Source organism: Desulfosediminicola sp. (assembly GCF_048381775.1).
GTDB lineage: Bacteria > Desulfobacterota > Desulfobulbia > Desulfobulbales > Desulfocapsaceae > Desulfopila > Desulfopila ganghwensis.
Map to the genome: position 1 here is coordinate 410019 of NZ_JBLXGE010000001.1, position 18814 is coordinate 428832.

Consider the following 18814-nt stretch of genomic DNA (forward strand, 5'->3'; position numbering starts at 1 on the left):
GGAAATGAACCCGCATTAATTACCTGCCATCATGGCTGCAACATCCTCACGGGGGGTCGTTATAGCTTTGAGGTCAAATTTTTCAATCAGAACTTTAGCAATGCCTGGAGACAAGAAGCCAGGCAATGTTGGACCAACTCGAATCCCTTTTACTCCTAATGACAGCAGTGCCAGTAGCACCAGAACCGCTTTTTGTTCATACCAGGCGATATCAAAAGATAGAGGTAGGTCATTAATGTCATCGAGTTCAAATGCTTTTTGCAGTTCCATGGCAATGACAGCGAGAGAGTAGGAGTCGTTGCATTGACCAGCATCGAGAACCCTCGGGATGTCTCCTATATCTCCCAAATCCAGTTTATTGTATTTGAATTTGGCACAACCTGCGGTCAAAATGACTGTATCTGCCGGTAAAGCCTTGGCCACATCAGTATAATAGCTGCGACTTTTATGACGACCATCACATCCTCCCATGACGATAAAGCGTTTTATTGCACCGGATTTTACCGCTTCAATCACTTTATCTGCCAGGGCAAGTACTTGACTGTGAGCAAATCCTCCGGTTATCTGGCCTGTTTCAGTTTCCTTTGGCGGAGGGCATGCTTTTGCCATTTCAATAATGGCTGAGAAATCTTTCTGGCCTCCCTCTGGCCGATCTGGAATATGGGAAACTCCCTCATAACCGACAGCCCCGGTGGTAAACATCTTGTCTTTGTAATCTACCCCCTTGGGTGGTACCAGGCAGTTTGAGGTGAATAAAGTGGGACCATTAAAGTTGGCAATATCTTCTTTCTGCAGCCACCAGGCATTGCCGTAATTACCATGCAGATGCGGGTATTTCTTTAACTTCGGATAATAGTTGGCAGGCAGCATCTCACTATGGGTATAGATATCGACCCCCTGTTCTTGCGTCTGTTCCAGCAACTCCTCTAAATCCACCAAATCGTGTCCAGTGACCAGAATTCCCGGGTTACTGCCGACCCCAATATTAACTTGAGTTATTTCAGGGGCCCCGTAAGCTTGTGTATTCGCCTCATCGAGTAAGGCCATTGTCTTCACACCGACTTGGCCAGTTTTTACAACAAGATCAAACAAATCCTCCTGTGACATGTTTTTGTCCACTAATGCGGCAAGAGCCTCCATAAGGAATTCAAAGATTTCTCTACATGACTTGTTAATTTGGTAAGCATGCTCTGCATAGGCAGACATCCCTTTCAATCCGTATAAGATTGTTGCCTTCAGAGAACGCTCATCCTCATTCTCAATCTCCAGCCAGCCACCGGTCCCACTTTCTGCTTTGGATGTAATTTCGTTTTCATCGGCGGGAACCCAAGTGGCACATTCCGGTACGGGCTTGGCAAAATCCTGACCATGTTTCTGGCTGAATGCCTTGAGGTAGGAAGCTTTCAGCTCTTCTCTGATTTTGAGACTTTCTTTTATGGAACGTATGAAGAAATCACGGTCAAAATTGGCGTTGGTAATTGTTGCAAAAAGACCCTTGTCGATAAAAAAACCTGCTTTTTCGCTGTATATATCAAACTCTTTTGCCTTGTGTCCCCAGAACGAAATCCCTTTCAAGCACCAGATGAATAGATCCTGCAGGTTGGCGACTTCTGCTGTTTTCCCACACATCCCCTGCTTCGCCGAGCATCCAACATTCTTCATTGTCTCTTGGCATTGGTGACAAAACATGGCCATAATCCATCCCCCTGTTATAGTTGTTGATTGGCGTAGGTCTATTAATCGTTCCCAGATCTGTTAAAATACAGACAAAACCCCGAATAAGTTCTAACGAGTTATCCTGAAAGAATAGCACTTTTGGCCAATATATTTCAAATTTCAAGCGGCTGTTAAAGGGTATCTAATCTTTACAGGTTACCATTCAGCAGGATACGTACCTTCTCACTTGTCAGCGCCATATCGAGATGAATCCAGTCGGTGCCGGAATGGTGAAACATCCTGGGGAGTGCAGGTGGTCGAGCTATAGGGTTAATGGGCAAGGTGATCCGTCATAACTGCTCACACAGCATCCGAACCATAATGACCTGGGCCAAAAGTCCAAAGAACGTTTATCGGCGTACAGAGAACTGTTCAAGCATGAGATGGAGCTTGGTGAGATCGATAAAATACGGAAAGCGACCAACTGCAATTGTGACATAAACCAGGGTGAAACCTTCTCGAGGTGTAGCAAAACAGCCAACACAGATGCTCCATTATCACCTCTTTCCAAATATAGGTATTCATTACTACGGGGCAAAATTTGCACGACCGGACCAGCGCCCATTACGCACTTTCAAAGTTCTGCGGACTAAAGACAGACTGTTACAACCATGTCACCAATAGTTTGCTTCTGTTCAGCTATATTGGCGCTAGTGTCTGCCAGGATAAAAACGGCGTATACCAGCGCAGCCCTAAACTGTAATTTCCTACAAGTCAGGGCAATAACCGATATAAGATATTTGGTTATTTGTCGGTATAGGTGTGCTTACATGAAGCGTAAAACAATATCGGTATGGCCAACATCATGGCACGTCCAAAGAGCCCTTTAGGGAAGCATTATTTACATATTTATCGAGTAGCACCTGATTGCGTATATTAGCTTTCCGCTCCAGATCTCTTACGATCCCAATATACTTTTCCGCAACCGGTGACAGTGCCCGGTCCCGAAGGTACATAAATCCATATTCTGTTACCAGCCACGGTGCCAGATACGGCAATACGGAGAGTTGACCGTTTTCGAGTTCACTTTCGATCTGCAACGGTACTGCCACCCCGAATGCATCGCTTTCAAGCACAATCTGCTTGGCACTGGAGAAATTTTCCACTTCCAGTGACGGAAGCACATAATCCTGATTCTCAACCTGGTACAGTTTGCCGGGCATAAAAGAAGCAATTTGCTTCGGTACTTTCGTAAACACGAGCGGATAAGGCGTAAAATCTGCCTCGATTAAATCCTCTTTTTTCAGTAATGGGTGGTTTGAACGACAGAAGAACACCCCCTGATGTTTTCCCAGGGATTGAACTTCCAGGTATTCATTCTCTTTTGCTCTGCTTATTTCTGTAAGCCCGAGATCAATACCCTTCGTCAGAATCAACCTTTCAATCTCGATATAGTCATGAACCAGGGCTTTACCTTTCAGCTCCGGGTACTCAGATATCAGTATACCTAAAGCCTGATATGCAGAAATTTGTGAAAAATAGCACCCCAATGCTATCGTTAGCGCCCCGGTGCCAAGTCCTTTGATGAGTTGAATTTCCCGCTCAAGCTCTGAAAGTTCTATGGAAATGCTATTTATATATTTTTTCAAAACCTCACCATAAACAGTTATCGAGACCCCGCTTGGATGCCTGTGGAAAAGCTGCACTCCAAGAGAATGTTCCAGGTTGGCAATGCTTCTGGAAAATGCCGGTCTAGATATGTTTTGAGTCAGGGCGGCCTTCCTGAAAGAACCATGCTCAATAAGGGCGTTTGCGTGAATAAGTTGATGAATTTTTATCATGGATTGCCTGCGGGAAATAATAAGCAGATTCACATCGGGCGGAGAAACACAAGGGTGCAACGAATATACACCTTTTGCTCTCGTTTCGTTGACCTTCACTTATCTGAAATGTATCGGAATATGAAATTACATGATGCTGCTGGGAGCTAATCCAAACGGTCTGACCTATTTTATAGGTATGATTTCTAATATATTAATCGCACTTATATTATTAAATCTCTCTGCATGTTAGGTGCGGCGAATATCTACTATGATCACGGGAAATACGCAACGAATAAATTTAAATATTTTCCATTACAAAACAGATAATTAGCGGCCTCAACTTTCGCTTTCTGAGGCTTACTTTTTAGTAAAGAAATTAATAGTCATTTACTTTACCGGAACGACTTCAGGACAAATACACACAGATGTGATCACTGTCGCTGCAGTTCATTCATTTCCAAGAGTCAGCCCTTGATCACCAACGGTAAATCAAAATAGAATGGGTATGCTCTAACCAGCCATTACAGGCGGAGATGATAGACAAATAATCGGAGCAGCCCGGTGCAAAAAAGGTTCACGACGTATTCAATCATTGCACTTGATTTTCATTCCCTGGCAAATTAATTACATACCACACCGCAGGATATCTAACAGATAACATTAGAACTTCTGTCAAAAAGATACGTATTGCCCTATTTAATCATTTGGCGACATAGATCGTTTTCATCAGTTTTGTGCACGTGCCTTAGGTGAAACGAGGTCGATGGGTATAGATGAGAAAGATATCATCACAGCCCTATCACGCTATCAGACGCTGTAAAAATAGCTTACCCCGCTAAAATCCCATGGTCATTAATAAGTCAGCAAGCGCTCTGCAAACGTTTGCATACGAACGAATTCGTCCTTTACAGAATACGGAGTCCAAGCCCCTCGGATTACAATTCGTCGTTATCAGAACCATTACTTTTTTATACTTGAATACGACATGCTCATTCATCCTCCAACCCTTTTTCTGATGATCCGATTATGACAGCAAACAAGGACAACCACTGCTTCTCAATTGATATGCATGTCCACACCTCACGCTATTCAGAGTGTGCCGAGTCACTTGACCCTCGTCAGATTGACAGCTATGCGATGAGAGCCGGTCTTCACGCTGTGGTCATCACCGAACACAACACCATGTGGGGAAATAATGAAATCAAGGAACTCCAAGCGCAGATGAGTTCGATTCTTCTCTTTAACGGTATTGAAGTTACCACGAATGGTGGGCACCACCTAGTGATTCTGGGGGTGGATGAAAACACCCCTTTACCAAAGGGTATAAGCTGCAGTGATGCCATCTCCACGGCCCATGAGCAGGGTGGGGTTGCCATACTTGCGCATCCCTACCGAAATGGCCTGCCCCCGCTGCATACCATTGAGATGGTTGATGCCGTAGAGATTGCCTCTACTTCGCTATCAAGAAAAGAGACCGACCTCTCTTGTCACCTGGCGCAGTTTCTGGGCAAACAAGCAATCGGATGCAGTGATGCCCATGCCCTGACCAGAATTGGCTGGTCCTATACCCAGTTCCCCTGTTCCCCACGCGACACCAGCCACCTGTGCCAGATGATCAGACAAGGTTTAGGCAATCCGGTGATGCCGAAGCGATGTTTCAACTGAGGTTCCCATATGTTTCAGGATAACCTGACCAGAGACGCCATAACGCGACAACTCCATCCAGTCATTTCAACTTTTGAAGAAGAGGTGATCCCGCAACAGGTCAAACTGCTGCCCAATAATCGGTACACCACTGATTACGCCTGGATGTATTCTTTTGAAAAAAAACTTAAATACCGGATTCAGAGGTTACTCGGACGAAAGTTAGTACCCAGGCGGGAAAGAATTCTCTTCGGACCTGGGGGAGTTGTCTCTGAGGCGATATCGAACGCTTTCGTCCACGGTCATCAAAAAGACCGATACATGCCAATCCGGGTATGGGCCACAGTGTCAAAGAAAGGTTTGGGCTTCTCTATCGTGGACATGGGAAGCGGCTTTGATATTGCGGAAGTTCAGCAGACGTACAGCAATGGCCGGCAGTTCTTTAACATTGCCGGCAATGGTTTTTCTCTGTTTCACCAATCCAGCGATTTTACCGCCTGCTACCAAATGTACGGTAAGGAGCTCTGCATTATTTACCCGCTTAGGTAAAGCAGGTTCCCCCCACTCCGGGTCGGATTACAATAACTCTTCCTGCGTGAGATAAGCCATGGGCAAGAAAAAGGAAATTTTCATCATTAGTAGCGACCCCAAGATAACAGCGCTCCTGGATAACTATCTTGTCCAGGAGGGCCATCAGGTCCGTAATGCGCAGGACGCCTTTGCGGCGCTCGGCCTGTTGAAGGATTACCAGCCGCAAATTATCTATATTGACCAAACAATTCCCGAATTAGGCGGTGAGAGGCTGGCGCTGATGATACGGGAAATCCCGCGGTTAAAGTCATGCTATATCGTCATTCTGTCAGTTCCATCTGCTGAAAAGAGGCTGAACCTGGAAGCCATTGGTGCCGATTGCGCTATTGTCAAAGGACCATTCAGCGCTATGTCAGAAGACATTGCTAAAACCCTGCGCGAGGCGGGATCCCCCACTTCCACCGTCCCTACCCTCGAGGGGTATGGTGGTTTGGACCCAACACAGATCACCCAGGAATTGTTGAGCCAGAACAGGCACCTTGAATCACTTCTTGAGTGCATATCAGAAGGTATAATTGAGATTGAACGAGGACGTATTCTTTATGCGAATAAATCGGCCATAGCGTTCCTGCGCACCACAAGAGACTCCCTGGTAGGCTCCTCTATCGATGAACTTCCGGATACTCAAGCGCGCGATATTCTCACCCCCCCTAAAGTATCATGCGCCCAATCAGGGCGCGAGAAAGCAAACAGTTTCATCGCCAATATCTTCGATAAGCAGCTCCTGGTGAACGGTCTCGATCTTTTCTCAGAGAAAAGAATAGTTTTACTCACTGACATTACAGAAAGAAAGCGGATGGAGGCCATTGTCGAGGCAACAAACCTCACCCAAAACCTGGGGTATATCTTCTCCGGGATCAGGCATGAAATCGGCAATCCGGTGAACTCAATTAAAATGGCCCTCACCGTTTTGCAAAAAAATCTCGCCATCTATGATCGGCACAAGACTGCTGAATTCATCAATCGTTCCCTTGAGGAGGTTACCCGGCTTGAATACCTGCTTCGGGCTTTGAAGAACTACAGTCTTTTTGAAAAACCGGTGATCCAGCAAACCTCAATTGGACAGTTTTTCCGGAGCATTCTCCCTCTGGTTAAAGAAGACCTGGAAAATAAAGGTATCAGGGTCTGGACCGATATACAGAAAGACGACCTGACAGCCATGACCGACAGCCGTGCCCTTCACCACGTTCTTTTAAATCTCATAACCAACGCTGCCGATGCAGTCACAGGCAAAGAGGCACCTTACATAACTCTCTCGGCTAAAGAGAAATCGGGCAAAATTGTTATCAAGGTTGATGACAACGGTTGCGGCATTGCCAAAGAGGATTTCGCCAATATTTTTACTCCGTTTTTCACCTCCAAACCGCAGGGAACAGGTCTTGGCCTGGCCATTGTCGAGAAGATGCTGAAGAGCATGAAGGGGCAGATAGAGATCGATTCAATTCGCGATTTCGGCACCACCGTTACCGTAACCTTACCCGAGGGAACCTGATGGGTGCTTTTAAAAAAAAATCGTTACTTATCATTGATGACAACCAGCTCTTCGTTGATAGTCTCAAGCAATATCTCGCCAGCGGCAATTACGAAATTTTCACAGCCCACAGCGTAAAAGATGGTGAACGAATCTGTCTCAGCAGGAAAGTCGATGTCGTGTTGCTGGACCAGAAACTGCCAGATGGAAAAGGTAGTGATCTTTGCAGAACACTTTTAAGTAAAAACGATTGTATAAAAATCATTTTTATCACCGCCTTTCCTAATCTTGATGGTGCCGTAAACGCCTTGCGAAATGGTGCTTGTGATTATCTCACCAAGCCCATGGAACTTGATGAAGTGGTTTCGAGCATTAACAGGGCCTTCAGATCCCTTGAATTGGAGACGGTCGGGCAGATCCAGAACGACAAGGAGAACCTTGATAGTGAGAACGAACTCATAGGGGAAGACAGCAGCTTAAGTGAAATTCGTTACATCATCCAACTCGCAGCACTCAATAAAGTTCCGGTATTGATCAGCGGAGAAACAGGAACAGGCAAAGGCATCGTTGCCAGAGCCATCCATTACAGCAAAAAAAACAGAAAAAGCAGCTTTGTAGGGGTCAACTGCGCCGCTTTGCCGGAAAACCTGATAGAAGCCGAGTTGTTCGGCTATGAAAAAGGCGCTTTTACCAGCGCAGAATCCGCCAAAAAAGGTGTTTTCGAACTTGCCGACGGCGGTACCCTTTTCCTTGATGAAATTGGCGAACTGCCATTGCACTTGCAGTCTAAAATGCTGGGGGTGCTGGATGATCACAGAGTCAAAAGGCTGGGTGGGGAATTATCCAAGACTGTCTCAGTGCAAGTAATCGCCGCCACTAACAGAAATCTGGAAGAAGCTGCCCGGCAGAACAGTTTCAGGCAGGATCTTTATTATCGCCTTTCCGTTCTCCCTATCCATATGCCCCCACTGCGAAAAAGAAGAGATGATATTGAAGCGCTCTGTCATCATTTCATTAAACATTCTGCCGTCAATCCAAATGTAACTCTGGGTGAGAACGAGATAGAGCAGCTCAAGGGCTACCCATGGCCAGGCAACATAAGGGAGTTAAAAAATGTAATAGAACGCGCTCTGATTTTTCAAAGAGCCGGTCAAATCTTTCCGTCTGAGCTACTCAGCAATCACGTTCGCAACCTTCCACCAGAAGAACCGGCCAAGTTCCCCCTCGTCACTTTGGAGGAAATGGAAAAAGAGCATATCACAAGTTCGTTGATGACACTGGATCATAACCACACCCAAACTGCAAAAGCTCTGGGCATCTCTCGCTCTACCCTCCTGAGAAAAATGAAAAAATATAATATAGATTTTGCTGTATCATAATGACACACTGCCCCAAAACAGGTCACCCTATTTGCTACACCTGTCCGCGCCCCTGCCACCCAGGGCATTATATCCACCTGTAGTTCTGCCCTTATAGCTATTGCGAGTTGTCTGGAACAATTTATGCATAATGATTCCAGCAACATGCAACTCATTTTTATCCAGATTAATTCTTTTATCTCTTTTTGCGGCTATGGGCTCTACAAAAACCATTTTGATTGTTGATGATGAAGCAAGACTGCTTGAGTCGGTACATGCAGGGCTCAAAGAACATGAAGATCGCCTTGAAGTCATTACCGCGCAAAACGGCAGAGAGGCGGTCGAGATCCTGAAATCAATCCAGGTTCACCTCGTTGTAACCGACATTAAAATGCCCGAGCTGGATGGTTTTGAACTTTTAGCCCATATTTCAGGCAAATACCCCAGTATCCCCGTAATAGTGATGACTGCTTTCAACACTCCGGAAATTGAGCAAAAACTTCTGGAATCAAGCAGACTGAAGCTGCTCGAAAAACCTCTTGATATTGATGAGCTTGCCAATTCCATCTTCGAAGGACTCAAACAGTCAAAAGAGGAAGGAGCGCTTACCGGCATATCATTACCGAGTTTCCTCCAGCTCATTGAAACAGAAAAAAAGACCTGCATCATCGAAGTCACTTCAAATGGTACGAGTGGATATATCTATTTCAACCAGGGTGTACTTTTCTCCGCAGTTTACAACGAACTGAAAGGAGACGAGGCGATATATGCGATGCTCCTGTTTGATGAGGTTGAAATCCGGATAAAGAGAAACGTGAAACGGAAATTCAAAAAAACTGTTGAAGGTCCGTTGATGGCTTTTTTAATGGAAGGACTACGGAGAAAGGATGAGGCTTCAGGCGACTATGAAAAAAGCGACTCTCCCCCGGTAGCCGGTTTTAGCGACAACGAAGAGGATCGACTGGAAAATACACCGACATCAATAAATGTTACACTAACCAAAGAAGGAGACAACCAAATGACTGATATTAAAAACGCCTTGTCAAGACTTGCAGATGTTGAAGGCTTCATGGCCGTGGGAATCTTTACCCCTAATGGCGAAATGGCTGCCGAGTTAAACAACTCAGGACTGAAAATAGCTGAACTTGGCTCCATGGCCAATGACGTACTGCTGAAGGCGCAGAAATCAACGGAGATGATGGGAGTAGGCCGTGGCCAGCTTGTTCATATCAACGCCCCGAAAGCCCAGATTTTGGCGAGATGTTACAACGAGAACACAGACTTCAGTGTTACCGAAGCAGGTAAAGCTCATCTGCATTTGGTCCTGGTGCTGTCTGAAAGCGGCAACCTGGCTATGGCCAAAATGAAGCTGGAGTCCGTCATTCACGAATGCGCGGAATCTTTGCGTTAATACCGGCAAGAAGTGACTGCTTCAAGGGGCTGCCTCCAAATCGGGGGCGGCCCTTTTTGGTTCAGGCTGTGAAGAGTAAACAGGGGACAGCCATGATTGTTTAAAAGGATAATTCCTTTACCAGGTATATAGTTTCATCATCTTCATGCAACATGATTATAGTTTTTCCAATCAAAGATGACATGAGCGGATGAGATTAGATGCAACCCCTTATTATTATTCTCGCACTACAATGGGCCATGCTTCTTTGCATGGTGCAGCCTGTCCTCGCGGCACAAAAGAGTTCTCTACCCAGTGACACAGAAATGGTTCTATTCGACTTTGAAAATCCGGTTGACCTGCAGGATTGGCTGGTGGTGAATGATGGCGTGATGGGCGGATTATCGCGGGGGGAAATTATCAGAACCGACTCGGGCACCGCAGTGTTCCAGGGAATCCTCTTGCTCGAGAACAACGGTGGGTTCTCCTCGACCCGCACGCTGCATCTTCCCTACAGACTGGATGGCTTCGACGGCATCGTCCTGCGTGTCCGGGGCGACGGCAACACCTATCAGTTTAGGCTGCGGCTCGACGGCAGTTTCGACGGCGTCGCCTATCGCTACAAGTTCCAGACTGAAGCCGACAAGTGGACGACGGTCGAGGTTCCTTTCAGCGAGTGTGTTCCTGTCTTCCGAGGACGCAAGCTGAGCGGCGTGGACCCGGTCTCACCAGAGAAGATCCAGCAGATCGGCTTTCTCATTTCTGAAAAACAGGTTGGACCATTCAGGCTCGAGGTTGACCTGATCAGCGCCTACCGGCGCTGATCACCACATCGGCCCGCCTCCATCTGCGTTTCTCTTTAAATTGGGGACAGACCACGATATTGGTTGTGACTTTCCTATTAAATATGTTTAGATAGCCTATGCCTAGACGACCACGAATTATACTCCCTGAAGTCCCTTTACACATCATCCAGCGTGGCAATAATCGTCAAGCCTGCTTTTTTGCTGATGAAGACTATTGTTTTTATCTCGATTGGTTACAGGAATATTCCCGTAAATCAGGCTGTGCCATACACGCTTATGTTTTGATGACGAATCATGTTCACCTTCTGTTGACACCAAAGCGAAAAGAGAGTGCGGGTAATCTCATGAAGCTGCTTGGTCAGCGTTACGTACAGTACATCAATCGTACCTATAAACGTAGTGGAACGCTCTGGGAAGGGCGGTTCCGCTCAAGCGTTATTCAGCAGGATACGTATCTTCTCACTTGTCAGCGTTATATCGAGATGAACCCAGTCCGTGCCGGAATGGTAAAACATCCTGGGGACTACAGGTGGTCGAGCTATGGAGTTAACGGGCAAGGTGACCCGTCGAAACTGCTCACACAGCATCGGATCTATAATGACCTGGGACAAAATTCTAAAGAACGTCTATCTACGTACAGAGAACTGTTCAAGCATGAGTTGGAGCCCGGTGAGATCGATAGAATACGGAAAGCGACCAACGGGAATTTTGTTTTAGGCACAAGCCGTTTTCAGGAGGAAGTGGGAACCATGCTTGATCGTCGGGTTATTCCCGGGAAGGCTGGCCGGCCGAGAAAAAAAATGTGAAGAACTAGAAAACGGGGTCTGAGGCTTCCCCAATTTGATGTTCACCACTTGCAACATATGAGAAGAGATGTGTAACAGATTGAATACATATTGAAATTGTGCTGTTCGCTATTGACGATCACCCCCTGTAAACGCTATTTTGAACGTAGCTGGAATGAATTAGATGAAGTTGCTGAATTTCATAAAGCAAATTCTGTTCATTTTTGCTTTATTCTTTGTTCTGCATCCAGGCACTAAAAAGGAACAATTTTAGCCTGAATGTTGAGAGGTGAAGTCTCCCATCCGCCTGTGCCTTTCATGGAAGCAGGATCGGTCCCAAAAAAAGAAAGTGATGAAGGGCTATTTTGACGGTCAACTTGAAAATTGTCGATTATCAGGAAACAGCCTTTTTCAGAATCGACTACATAAGATAAGGAACCTATAACATATGAGCTGGAGTAACGAAGCACTCGCAGTACTGGCCGAGAAACAGGCCAACTGGACGGTGACCAGAGAAGAGAAATGCATCTGCATTAAAAATAGTGAAGGCATTGATGCCTTTGTTTATGCCGGAAATCGGCAGCTGATTGCTGAAATAGTGCTATTTGCCCAGGAACAGGTGAAAGATATCGCTGCCTTGAATGAAATGATCTTGCGCAGCCATCACATGCTTCCGTTGACTGCCGTCTGTCTTCAGGACATTGCAGGTGAGTCTTATTACGTTGCCTTTGGTGCCCTGTCTGTGGACAGCAAGGACGCCGTCGTTCTTGAGGAGATCGAAACCCTATTTGATAATGTAGGTGAATTTCTGGAATTATACAGCCAACAGCTGACTAATGGAGTTACCGAATGAGTTTAAAACGGTTATGGACCGCCCTTAAGGGTGGCGTGAATGAGGGGCTTGAAACGGCAGCGGACAGCCAGGCGATTCGGATTCTGGAGCAGGAAATGCGTGAAGCCAAGGAAGAACTGCAAAAGTGTGATCAAAGCCTGACCACAATTATGGCCAAAAGGAAAATGGCTGAGAACAAATGTGCGTCCCTTGCTAAAGATATTGAAACCTATACAACCCACGCCATTCAGGCCAGCGAATCTGGCAACGATGAACTGGCCGTTGAGTGTGCGGAGCGCGTGGGTCAGCTGGAAGAAGAGCTGGCCACAGAGCAGGAAATCCTCAACGGGTTCAATACGTCTGAGCAGACCTTGAAAGCCAACATTGCCAAGGCCAAGACCAATGTGCGACGTATGGAACAGCAGGTTGACCAGGTCAGGGCAACTGAGTCCGTGCAAAAGGCGCAGGCCTCAATTTCCAGCAGGCACCTCGGTGCCGACAGTAAAGTAAAAACCGCTGTCAATAGTCTGGAACGAATCAAACAGAAACAGGCCCAGCGCGCAGCTGAACTTGAAGCGGCCCAGGAATTGGCCAGCGATGAATCCGGAGCGTCTCTGGATGCCAAGCTTAAAGCGGCAGGAATTTCCGGTCCGGGCACCAAAAGCGGTAGTGACAAGCTTGCCGAACTTCTGGCCAAACGCAAAGCCTGATTTTCCCAATACCGCTGTTTCCCTTTTTCGTTTTGGAAACAGCGGCCTCCATAGCATAATACCAATGCGTTTTTCACCGGTTTAATCGCGAGCCAGACTCTCTTATCGCCAGTGTTTTTCCTGGAAACCTTAAATGAAATTTTATTAAGATGTTTAATCCATTCAAAAAAAAGATATCTTTGCCCCGAGGCGACCAGACGCCGCGGATCATGGGATTAGGTCTAGGCGGCAGCTTTGAGCTGGATGCGTTGTGGGTGAAGTTAATGCTTCCGAACCTGCAGGTAGATGAGATGGCCGTCACTCAGATCATTGAAGCCGCCGGTCTGGTGGACTGGGACGATACCTTGCTGTTTCGCTTTTACACCGATGACGACGCCTGGCTGCAGGTGGTTGCCAGTGGTAAGGCGGATACCGATGTGGAGGATGTCAGCCTCTTTCACTATTACGATACGCTGGATGTCGGAAATGACGCCCAATGGGCATCCCTGCTGGATGAACGCATCGGAGCACCCACCTATGAACTGAACGGTAAGCGCTATCAGCGGGTATGGACCTGTGACGGCGATTATCACAATCCGGTGCATATGCGGGAGCAGACCTGGAATGCCCCTACGTCCGGGCCCTCCCAGACTGACCAGTTTGCCATGCTTTTTGAACGACACATCAATGATCAAGATGATGTGGAATTACTTTTTGTTTCAGCTGAGGAAACTGAGAATGAGGGTACTCTGGAGCGCTGCCTGGTCCTGAGTACTGGTGTCAAACTTACCCCCTCACAGCTAACCATTCACGGATAACTTAAAAAGGATATTGCTATGGATTGGAGCTTTTTGACCGGCCTTTTGAACTTCACTCTCTATTACGGCATCGCACTGGTGTTGCTTGTTGTTTTTAAATTCATTTATACCTGGATTACTCCCCATGATGAATGGGCCCTGATCAAAGAAGAAAAAAATACGGCTGCGGCCATTGCATTTGGCGGCGCCATCATCGGTTTTGCCATCGCATTGGGCGGGGCCGCTACGAACTCGGTGTCCATCGCCGACTTCATTCTGTGGGCCATAGTGGCGCTGGGAGCCCAGATTCTGGCCTTCGGCCTGGTACGCTTCGTTTTCATGCCCAAAATCATCTCCCGTATCAAAAACGATGAGATTTCCGCTGCCGTAATGCTGTGTGCAATCAGTATTGCTGCAGGCATTTTAAACGCGGCCTGTATGTCTTATTAAGGAGAACCAGCCATGAAACGTTCCCGCTCCATTTTGCTTTCCCGTCTGCGCGGACTGCCTCTGGGCAATACCTTGAAAAAGGTTCTGATCAATGGCTCAGCTATTGCCATCTCCGGTGCATTTATTGCCGGCTGCTCCGATTCCAGCGAAGAAGCCATTGTAATTAAAAGCATCGACGATTGTCTGACCAAAACCGACATGAACGAGGAACAATGTACTGCCGCTTACCGCCAGGCCGAAGAAGAGGCCCTGCGTACGGCACCACGCTATTCCAGCAGTGATTCATGCCAGGCTGAATTTGGAATCGGCGGCTGCCGTCCGATCGGTAATTATTTCATGCCGGCCATGGCAGGCTATCTGTTTGGCCGGGCTATGGACAGAAGCCATCCTGCAACGGTCTATCGTTATAATCGTCCATTCTCGGCCAACCACGACAAGTTCATGACCGCGGATGGTATGGTGCTGGGGTCGGCCAAGCAAGGAAGTTTCAGGGTCAGTAAATCCACCTATAAGGCCAAACCGAAGGTTACCCGTACGGTCAGTCGCGGTGGTTTCGGTTCCAAAGCCTCTGCCAAATCCTCCTGGGGAAGCAGCAGCAGTCGATCTTCCTGGGGTGGGTGATGTTTCGAATTCCCATTGCACCTCGACCCGACTGGGAACGGACCGCCCATAACCTGGGTTTTAAATTTCACACCCTGTACGGTGAGCCATACTGGGATGAAACCGCCTATTACCAGTTTACTTTAGAGCAGATTGAAAAGGATCTTGAAGGCCCGACCGAAGAGATCCATTTGATGTGCATGGAGGTGGTGCGAGAGGTCCTGGCTGATGATGAGCTGATGCAACGCTTCTGTCTGCCGGAATCCCAATGGGATTTCATTCGCACCTCCTGGGAGAATGGAGACCCCTCCCTCTATTCCAGACTGGATTTTGCCTACGGGGGCAAAGGCGCGGCCAAACTGCTGGAAAACAACGCCGACACCCCGACCTCCCTGTATGAAACCGGATTCTGGCAGTGGCTGTGGCTGAGTGAAAATGTGAACCAGCTGGTATTGCCACTGGCATCGGACCAGTTTAATTCGCTTCAGGAAAAACTGGTGAATCGATTTCGCGAGCTTGCCATTCTGACCCCGGACCGTTGCCTGCACTTTGCCTGCTGTAAGGATACCGAAGAGGATCGCGGCACGGTGCAGTATCTTCAGGACTGTGCAGATGAAGCTGGTATTGAAACACGTTTTGTCTACGTGGAAGACATCGGCATGGACGCCGATTGCAGGTTTGCCGACAACCAGAATGAAATTATTGACTGGGCCTTCAAGCTTTACCCTTGGGAGTTTATGTTCGAAGAGGAATATGGCCAGTATCTGGGCCGCCAGAATTTGCGTTGGATTGAACCGCCCTGGAAGGCGATTCTCTCAAACAAGGCTCTGCTGCCGATGCTATGGAAGATGTTTCCCAACCATCCCAACCTGCTGCCGGCCTATTTTGAGGACGAGCGGCACAAACTGGAACCTGGGGTGGGAGTGGTCAAAAAACCCATATTCTCCCGCGAGGGGGCCAATATCAGCATTACCAGGAACGACAGGCCCCTGGCCACTTCCGATGGAGCCTATGGAGAAGAGGGTTTTATTTACCAGGCATTTGAGCCCTTGCCCAAATTTGGGAACAATCACACGCTGATCGGCTCCTGGCTGGTGGATGATCAGGCTGCCGGGATCTCCGTACGTGAAGATAGCAACATGATCACTCAGGACTTAAGCCGCTACCTGCCACACATCATTCTATGACCTTTGGAAGATCATAGAGAAGGTTAGATAAAGGCAGGGCAGAATTGGATAAATTATCATTTTATTTTACTCTGCCCCGGCGCCCCGGCAAAGCCGGGGCAGAACTTGGTGCAAATCGGCGGCATGCTACAGGAGTCAGAACCGGAACATACTGAACTGAAGTGGCATCGTCATATTTTGAGCCGTTATACGACTGGAAGAATTCTGTAAAATGCTGCCGACAGAATGACTCATTTTTGTCTTTAAGAAGAACTCAGAAGATTTCTTGCAGACTTTTGAACAGGCCCAGGGCAACCTGGGACAGGCGCTAGGCCATTTGGTGGTATCGGTAGAAGCATATCCAGACCTTCGCTCATCTGATCAGATAATCGTTTTACTCGCCCAGCTCGAAGGCACTGAGAATCGGATCAATGTGGCGCGTATCAGTTTTAACATGAAAGTACAGGAGTATAACCTTTCAATACGAGAATTCCCGGGTCGTTTCCTGGCATCAATGTGCAGCTTTCAGCGTAAGGCTTATTTTCATTCCAACAATGAAGCCCAGGGGGCTGTGCAGGTACATTTCAAATAATATGATATCCCGACGTCAGGGCGTTAACCTTTACCATTCAGGGTAGAATAATGCGGATGCTCTTTTTGTTGTCACTCTTGGCTGTTGTTGTGTCGTATGCCGGCTATACATATATAGATCAGGGTTATATTGATGTGGCACAACTTAAGAGTCAGATAGGCCTGGCGCCTCGCCTGATTGACGATCAGGCAGACCTGTTAACGGCTGAAGAAGAAAATTACATCAGTGAGTATCAGCAAATGTTGCTGAGAAGGTTTGACATTGATTACCGCATTATTACCAAAAACAACCTGCCGGATATTAATCAGTATGCCTGGCAAACGTTCAATTCTGAAGAGGTCGGTAATCAAAGCCAGCATGGGCGAGGCATGCTGCTGGTGATTGACCCTGGCAAAGATACGCTGCGCATTGAGGTTTCGGGTAACCTGGAGTCGACCTATACCGATGCATTCATCGCATATCTTGAAAACCGGCAGATGGTACCATTTTTCAACCTTGGACGGGTTGATGAAGGCATTTTTGCAACCAGTGAACTGATTCGTATCAGGGCAATTCAGGCAGAGGAAGGGATCGGATTCGACCCCTCATCGGTTCAAATAAGCCTGGGCGGTGGTGCCTCAGCTGAAGCTGGCATCAACGCAGGCCGAGACACCACGTTTACCAAAAATAAACCCGATATTCTCGCGGCCGATACGCCAGAAGAAACGCACCGTCGTTTTATTGAATCTTTTGCGAACCGCAACGGGCGCAGGGATCTCGATATCTTCACCGATGAAACTAAGCAACATATGGGTGACAAGATCGGCAGTGCTGCACAAATGGATAACGCGTTTCAAACCTACAGTCGCTGCACCATTGAACATGTCACCTATAATAAGGCAAATACTCGCGCTGTGATGGTTTACTCTCTAAGTAATAGAGGCTGCGATCCGTTCTTGTTTGAAAAGGGAGACGATGGGAAGTGGCGCCTGGATCTAAAAACTTTGGGCACAGCACTGGGGCACAGCTACGGCAATATCTGGTACCTTGATTACCGGCGCTATGAGATGTCAGGAATAAAGAATTACAATTTTGGTTTTAGACACCTCAATTTCCTCAGACCAAGTGGCGAACAATTTGAACATCAGGGCGTTCCGTATTATCGGGATTATGGGATGGAAGCCAATCATGTAATCGAGGGTACTAAAATCACTGAATTTCATGGAGAAGATAGCTTTATGGCTAAGCAGGGCTTCAAAGTGGGCGATGTGATTCAGCAATGGGAAAGTATAACATATCCTCATCAGTATGAGGTGGGTCGGCGGATGGAGAGAGTTCGGCCGGGACTGGATATTTACACGCGTGTACGGCGTAACGATACGTATTTGGAAAAAATCTTTAAAGCACCTCCGCGCCCTGCTAAAGGCACGTTGCGGTTTGGCGTATCATATCATAGTAATGGGTCAAGATCTTGTCTGGTACATTATGTGGAACCCGGTTCTCTGGCTGACAGGCTTGGTCTGAAAGAAGGTGATTTCATTGCCTCATGGCAGGGTAAGGAAGATGCAGATCAAGGCTTTATTCATGATCTGTTTGACACTCTCAATGCTGGAGACGAATTGACAGCCAAGGTGTATCGCAATGGCAATTTAATCAATCTCGCCACTGTCGTTGGAGAGAAACGCACAATGGGTAAAGTGCACTGACTACCAGGAATGAGGTTGTCGAACTGAATGAGGGGAATTGGATGGTCAATCGTCCCTCGATGATGCCATACCATTTCCCCATTCCCTGTTGCCTATGAGCACTTGATTTTAACATTGTATGCCCGCCAGTCGGCTTTTCTGGCCTTACTCACTTTCTGCGCCTGAGGTTCAAGTTCCAGACCTTCTGCAGAAGGTTGGTAGTCTTGAATTGACGATTCAAAACTCAATATTTCTTTGCCGTTTGTAAACATCAAGGTGGTGTTGAGGGTGGCGCATGATTGACCACCTTTAATGGTCGCCCAGGCCTTGAACTTTTCTTTTTTCTTCTTGTACTTCCACTGAACATCCACTTGGTAGCCATCTTCAGTAAAGGTCTCTGCTTGTGCTGTGACTGAGAGTCCAAGCATGAGGATGGCTACTGGTAGTAATCTGCTGAATGGGTGAGTTATCCTGTTGGTTTTCACGACTTCCTCCCTGTT

Annotated in this window: 18 protein-coding genes; 15 read left to right on the forward strand and 3 right to left on the reverse strand. The window is 47.2% G+C overall.

Annotation, left to right across the window (positions count from 1 at the left end):
* Window positions 1–15: 15 nt before the first annotated feature.
* Together hcp and ACN5NT_RS01810 are read right to left on the reverse strand one after the other, a co-directional pair.
* Window positions 16–1689, reverse strand: coding sequence for a hydroxylamine reductase (hcp, locus tag ACN5NT_RS01805; RefSeq protein ID WP_419174453.1), 1674 nt, complete (start codon window positions 1687–1689; stop codon window positions 16–18).
* Window positions 1690–2519: 830 nt separating this feature from the next.
* Window positions 2520–3497, reverse strand: coding sequence for a LysR family transcriptional regulator (locus tag ACN5NT_RS01810; RefSeq protein WP_419174259.1), 978 nt, complete (start codon window positions 3495–3497; stop codon window positions 2520–2522).
* A gap of 1008 nt (window positions 3498–4505) precedes the next feature.
* Between ACN5NT_RS01810 and ACN5NT_RS01815 the strand changes: the two genes are divergently transcribed.
* The 15 genes from ACN5NT_RS01815 (at window position 4506) to ACN5NT_RS01885 (ending at window position 18335) form a co-directional block, all read left to right on the forward strand.
* On the forward strand, window positions 4506–5144 hold the full coding sequence (locus ACN5NT_RS01815; protein WP_136797605.1) for a PHP-associated domain-containing protein: 639 nt from the start codon (window positions 4506–4508) through the stop codon (window positions 5142–5144).
* Between the two features lie 9 nt (window positions 5145–5153).
* The gene (locus ACN5NT_RS01820; RefSeq protein WP_136797603.1) at window positions 5154–5672 is read left to right on the forward strand and encodes an ATP-binding protein; all 519 of its coding nucleotides are present in this window, start codon (window positions 5154–5156) and stop codon (window positions 5670–5672) included.
* A 58-nt stretch (window positions 5673–5730) separates the two neighbouring features.
* Window positions 5731–7206 (forward strand): ATP-binding protein, encoded by a 1476-nt coding sequence (locus tag ACN5NT_RS01825; protein ID WP_419174260.1) that lies wholly within the window; start codon window positions 5731–5733, stop codon window positions 7204–7206.
* On the forward strand, window positions 7206–8564 hold the full coding sequence (locus ACN5NT_RS01830; protein ID WP_419174261.1) for a sigma-54-dependent transcriptional regulator: 1359 nt from the start codon (window positions 7206–7208) through the stop codon (window positions 8562–8564). The genes ACN5NT_RS01825 and ACN5NT_RS01830 overlap by 1 nt, the downstream gene beginning before the upstream one ends.
* A 193-nt stretch (window positions 8565–8757) precedes the next feature.
* Window positions 8758–9954: a response regulator gene (locus ACN5NT_RS01835; RefSeq protein ID WP_419174262.1), complete on the forward strand. Its 1197-nt coding sequence runs from the start codon at window positions 8758–8760 to the stop codon at window positions 9952–9954.
* 200 nt (window positions 9955–10154) lie between these two features.
* Window positions 10155–10757, forward strand: coding sequence for a CIA30 family protein (locus ACN5NT_RS01840; RefSeq protein ID WP_419174263.1), 603 nt, complete (start codon window positions 10155–10157; stop codon window positions 10755–10757).
* A 98-nt stretch (window positions 10758–10855) separates the two neighbouring features.
* On the forward strand, window positions 10856–11545 hold the full coding sequence (locus ACN5NT_RS01845; RefSeq protein WP_419174264.1) for a transposase: 690 nt from the start codon (window positions 10856–10858) through the stop codon (window positions 11543–11545).
* 427 nt (window positions 11546–11972) lie between these two features.
* Complete coding sequence (locus ACN5NT_RS01850) at window positions 11973–12377, forward strand: DUF2170 family protein (protein ID WP_419174265.1); 405 nt, start codon at window positions 11973–11975, stop codon at window positions 12375–12377.
* Window positions 12374–13066 carry a PspA/IM30 family protein gene (locus ACN5NT_RS01855; protein WP_419174266.1) on the forward strand — a complete coding sequence of 231 codons (693 nt, stop codon included), beginning with the start codon at window positions 12374–12376 and terminating at the stop codon, window positions 13064–13066. Before ACN5NT_RS01850 ends, ACN5NT_RS01855 begins: the two co-directional genes overlap by 4 nt.
* Before the next feature lie 149 nt (window positions 13067–13215).
* Window positions 13216–13863: a YjfK family protein gene (locus ACN5NT_RS01860; protein WP_419174267.1), complete on the forward strand. Its 648-nt coding sequence runs from the start codon at window positions 13216–13218 to the stop codon at window positions 13861–13863.
* An 18-nt stretch (window positions 13864–13881) separates the two neighbouring features.
* Window positions 13882–14292, forward strand: coding sequence for a DUF350 domain-containing protein (locus ACN5NT_RS01865; RefSeq protein ID WP_419174268.1), 411 nt, complete (start codon window positions 13882–13884; stop codon window positions 14290–14292).
* A gap of 12 nt (window positions 14293–14304) precedes the next feature.
* Complete coding sequence (locus ACN5NT_RS01870) at window positions 14305–14913, forward strand: DUF1190 domain-containing protein (RefSeq protein ID WP_419174269.1); 609 nt, start codon at window positions 14305–14307, stop codon at window positions 14911–14913.
* Complete coding sequence (locus ACN5NT_RS01875; protein ID WP_419174270.1) at window positions 14913–16079, forward strand: glutathionylspermidine synthase family protein; 1167 nt, start codon at window positions 14913–14915, stop codon at window positions 16077–16079. The genes ACN5NT_RS01870 and ACN5NT_RS01875 overlap by 1 nt, the downstream gene beginning before the upstream one ends.
* Before the next feature lie 265 nt (window positions 16080–16344).
* A complete protein-coding gene (locus tag ACN5NT_RS01880) occupies window positions 16345–16650 on the forward strand; it encodes a LemA family protein (protein WP_419174271.1) in 306 nt (101 codons plus the stop codon).
* A gap of 50 nt (window positions 16651–16700) precedes the next feature.
* Window positions 16701–18335 carry a TPM domain-containing protein gene (locus ACN5NT_RS01885; protein WP_419174272.1) on the forward strand — a complete coding sequence of 545 codons (1635 nt, stop codon included), beginning with the start codon at window positions 16701–16703 and terminating at the stop codon, window positions 18333–18335.
* Between the two features lie 92 nt (window positions 18336–18427).
* On the opposite strand, the gene ACN5NT_RS01890 is transcribed toward ACN5NT_RS01885, so the two are convergent.
* Window positions 18428–18799 (reverse strand): hypothetical protein, encoded by a 372-nt coding sequence (locus ACN5NT_RS01890; RefSeq protein ID WP_419174273.1) that lies wholly within the window; start codon window positions 18797–18799, stop codon window positions 18428–18430.
* Between the last annotated feature and the right edge of the window lie 15 nt (window positions 18800–18814).

What these genes read in the sequence shown, in the direction of transcription:
- ACN5NT_RS01870 (WP_419174269.1), top strand. Translation starts at nt 14,305, where the DNA reads ATGAAACGTTCCCGCTCCATTTTGCTTTCCCGTCTGCGCGGACTGCCT.
- ACN5NT_RS01825 (WP_419174260.1), top strand. Translation starts at nt 5,731, where the DNA reads ATGGGCAAGAAAAAGGAAATTTTCATCATTAGTAGCGACCCCAAGATA.
- hcp (WP_419174453.1), bottom strand. Translation starts at nt 1,689, where the DNA reads ATGTTTTGTCACCAATGCCAAGAGACAATGAAGAATGTTGGATGCTCG.
- ACN5NT_RS01875 (WP_419174270.1), top strand. Translation starts at nt 14,913, where the DNA reads ATGTTTCGAATTCCCATTGCACCTCGACCCGACTGGGAACGGACCGCC.
- ACN5NT_RS01840 (WP_419174263.1), top strand. Translation starts at nt 10,155, where the DNA reads ATGCAACCCCTTATTATTATTCTCGCACTACAATGGGCCATGCTTCTT.
- ACN5NT_RS01850 (WP_419174265.1), top strand. Translation starts at nt 11,973, where the DNA reads ATGAGCTGGAGTAACGAAGCACTCGCAGTACTGGCCGAGAAACAGGCC.
- ACN5NT_RS01865 (WP_419174268.1), top strand. Translation starts at nt 13,882, where the DNA reads ATGGATTGGAGCTTTTTGACCGGCCTTTTGAACTTCACTCTCTATTAC.
- ACN5NT_RS01855 (WP_419174266.1), top strand. Translation starts at nt 12,374, where the DNA reads ATGAGTTTAAAACGGTTATGGACCGCCCTTAAGGGTGGCGTGAATGAG.
- ACN5NT_RS01810 (WP_419174259.1), bottom strand. Translation starts at nt 3,497, where the DNA reads ATGATAAAAATTCATCAACTTATTCACGCAAACGCCCTTATTGAGCAT.
- ACN5NT_RS01885 (WP_419174272.1), top strand. Translation starts at nt 16,701, where the DNA reads ATGCGGATGCTCTTTTTGTTGTCACTCTTGGCTGTTGTTGTGTCGTAT.
- ACN5NT_RS01820 (WP_136797603.1), top strand. Translation starts at nt 5,154, where the DNA reads ATGTTTCAGGATAACCTGACCAGAGACGCCATAACGCGACAACTCCAT.
- ACN5NT_RS01860 (WP_419174267.1), top strand. Translation starts at nt 13,216, where the DNA reads ATGTTTAATCCATTCAAAAAAAAGATATCTTTGCCCCGAGGCGACCAG.
- ACN5NT_RS01845 (WP_419174264.1), top strand. Translation starts at nt 10,856, where the DNA reads ATGCCTAGACGACCACGAATTATACTCCCTGAAGTCCCTTTACACATC.
- ACN5NT_RS01830 (WP_419174261.1), top strand. Translation starts at nt 7,206, where the DNA reads ATGGGTGCTTTTAAAAAAAAATCGTTACTTATCATTGATGACAACCAG.
- ACN5NT_RS01815 (WP_136797605.1), top strand. Translation starts at nt 4,506, where the DNA reads ATGACAGCAAACAAGGACAACCACTGCTTCTCAATTGATATGCATGTC.
- ACN5NT_RS01835 (WP_419174262.1), top strand. Translation starts at nt 8,758, where the DNA reads ATGGGCTCTACAAAAACCATTTTGATTGTTGATGATGAAGCAAGACTG.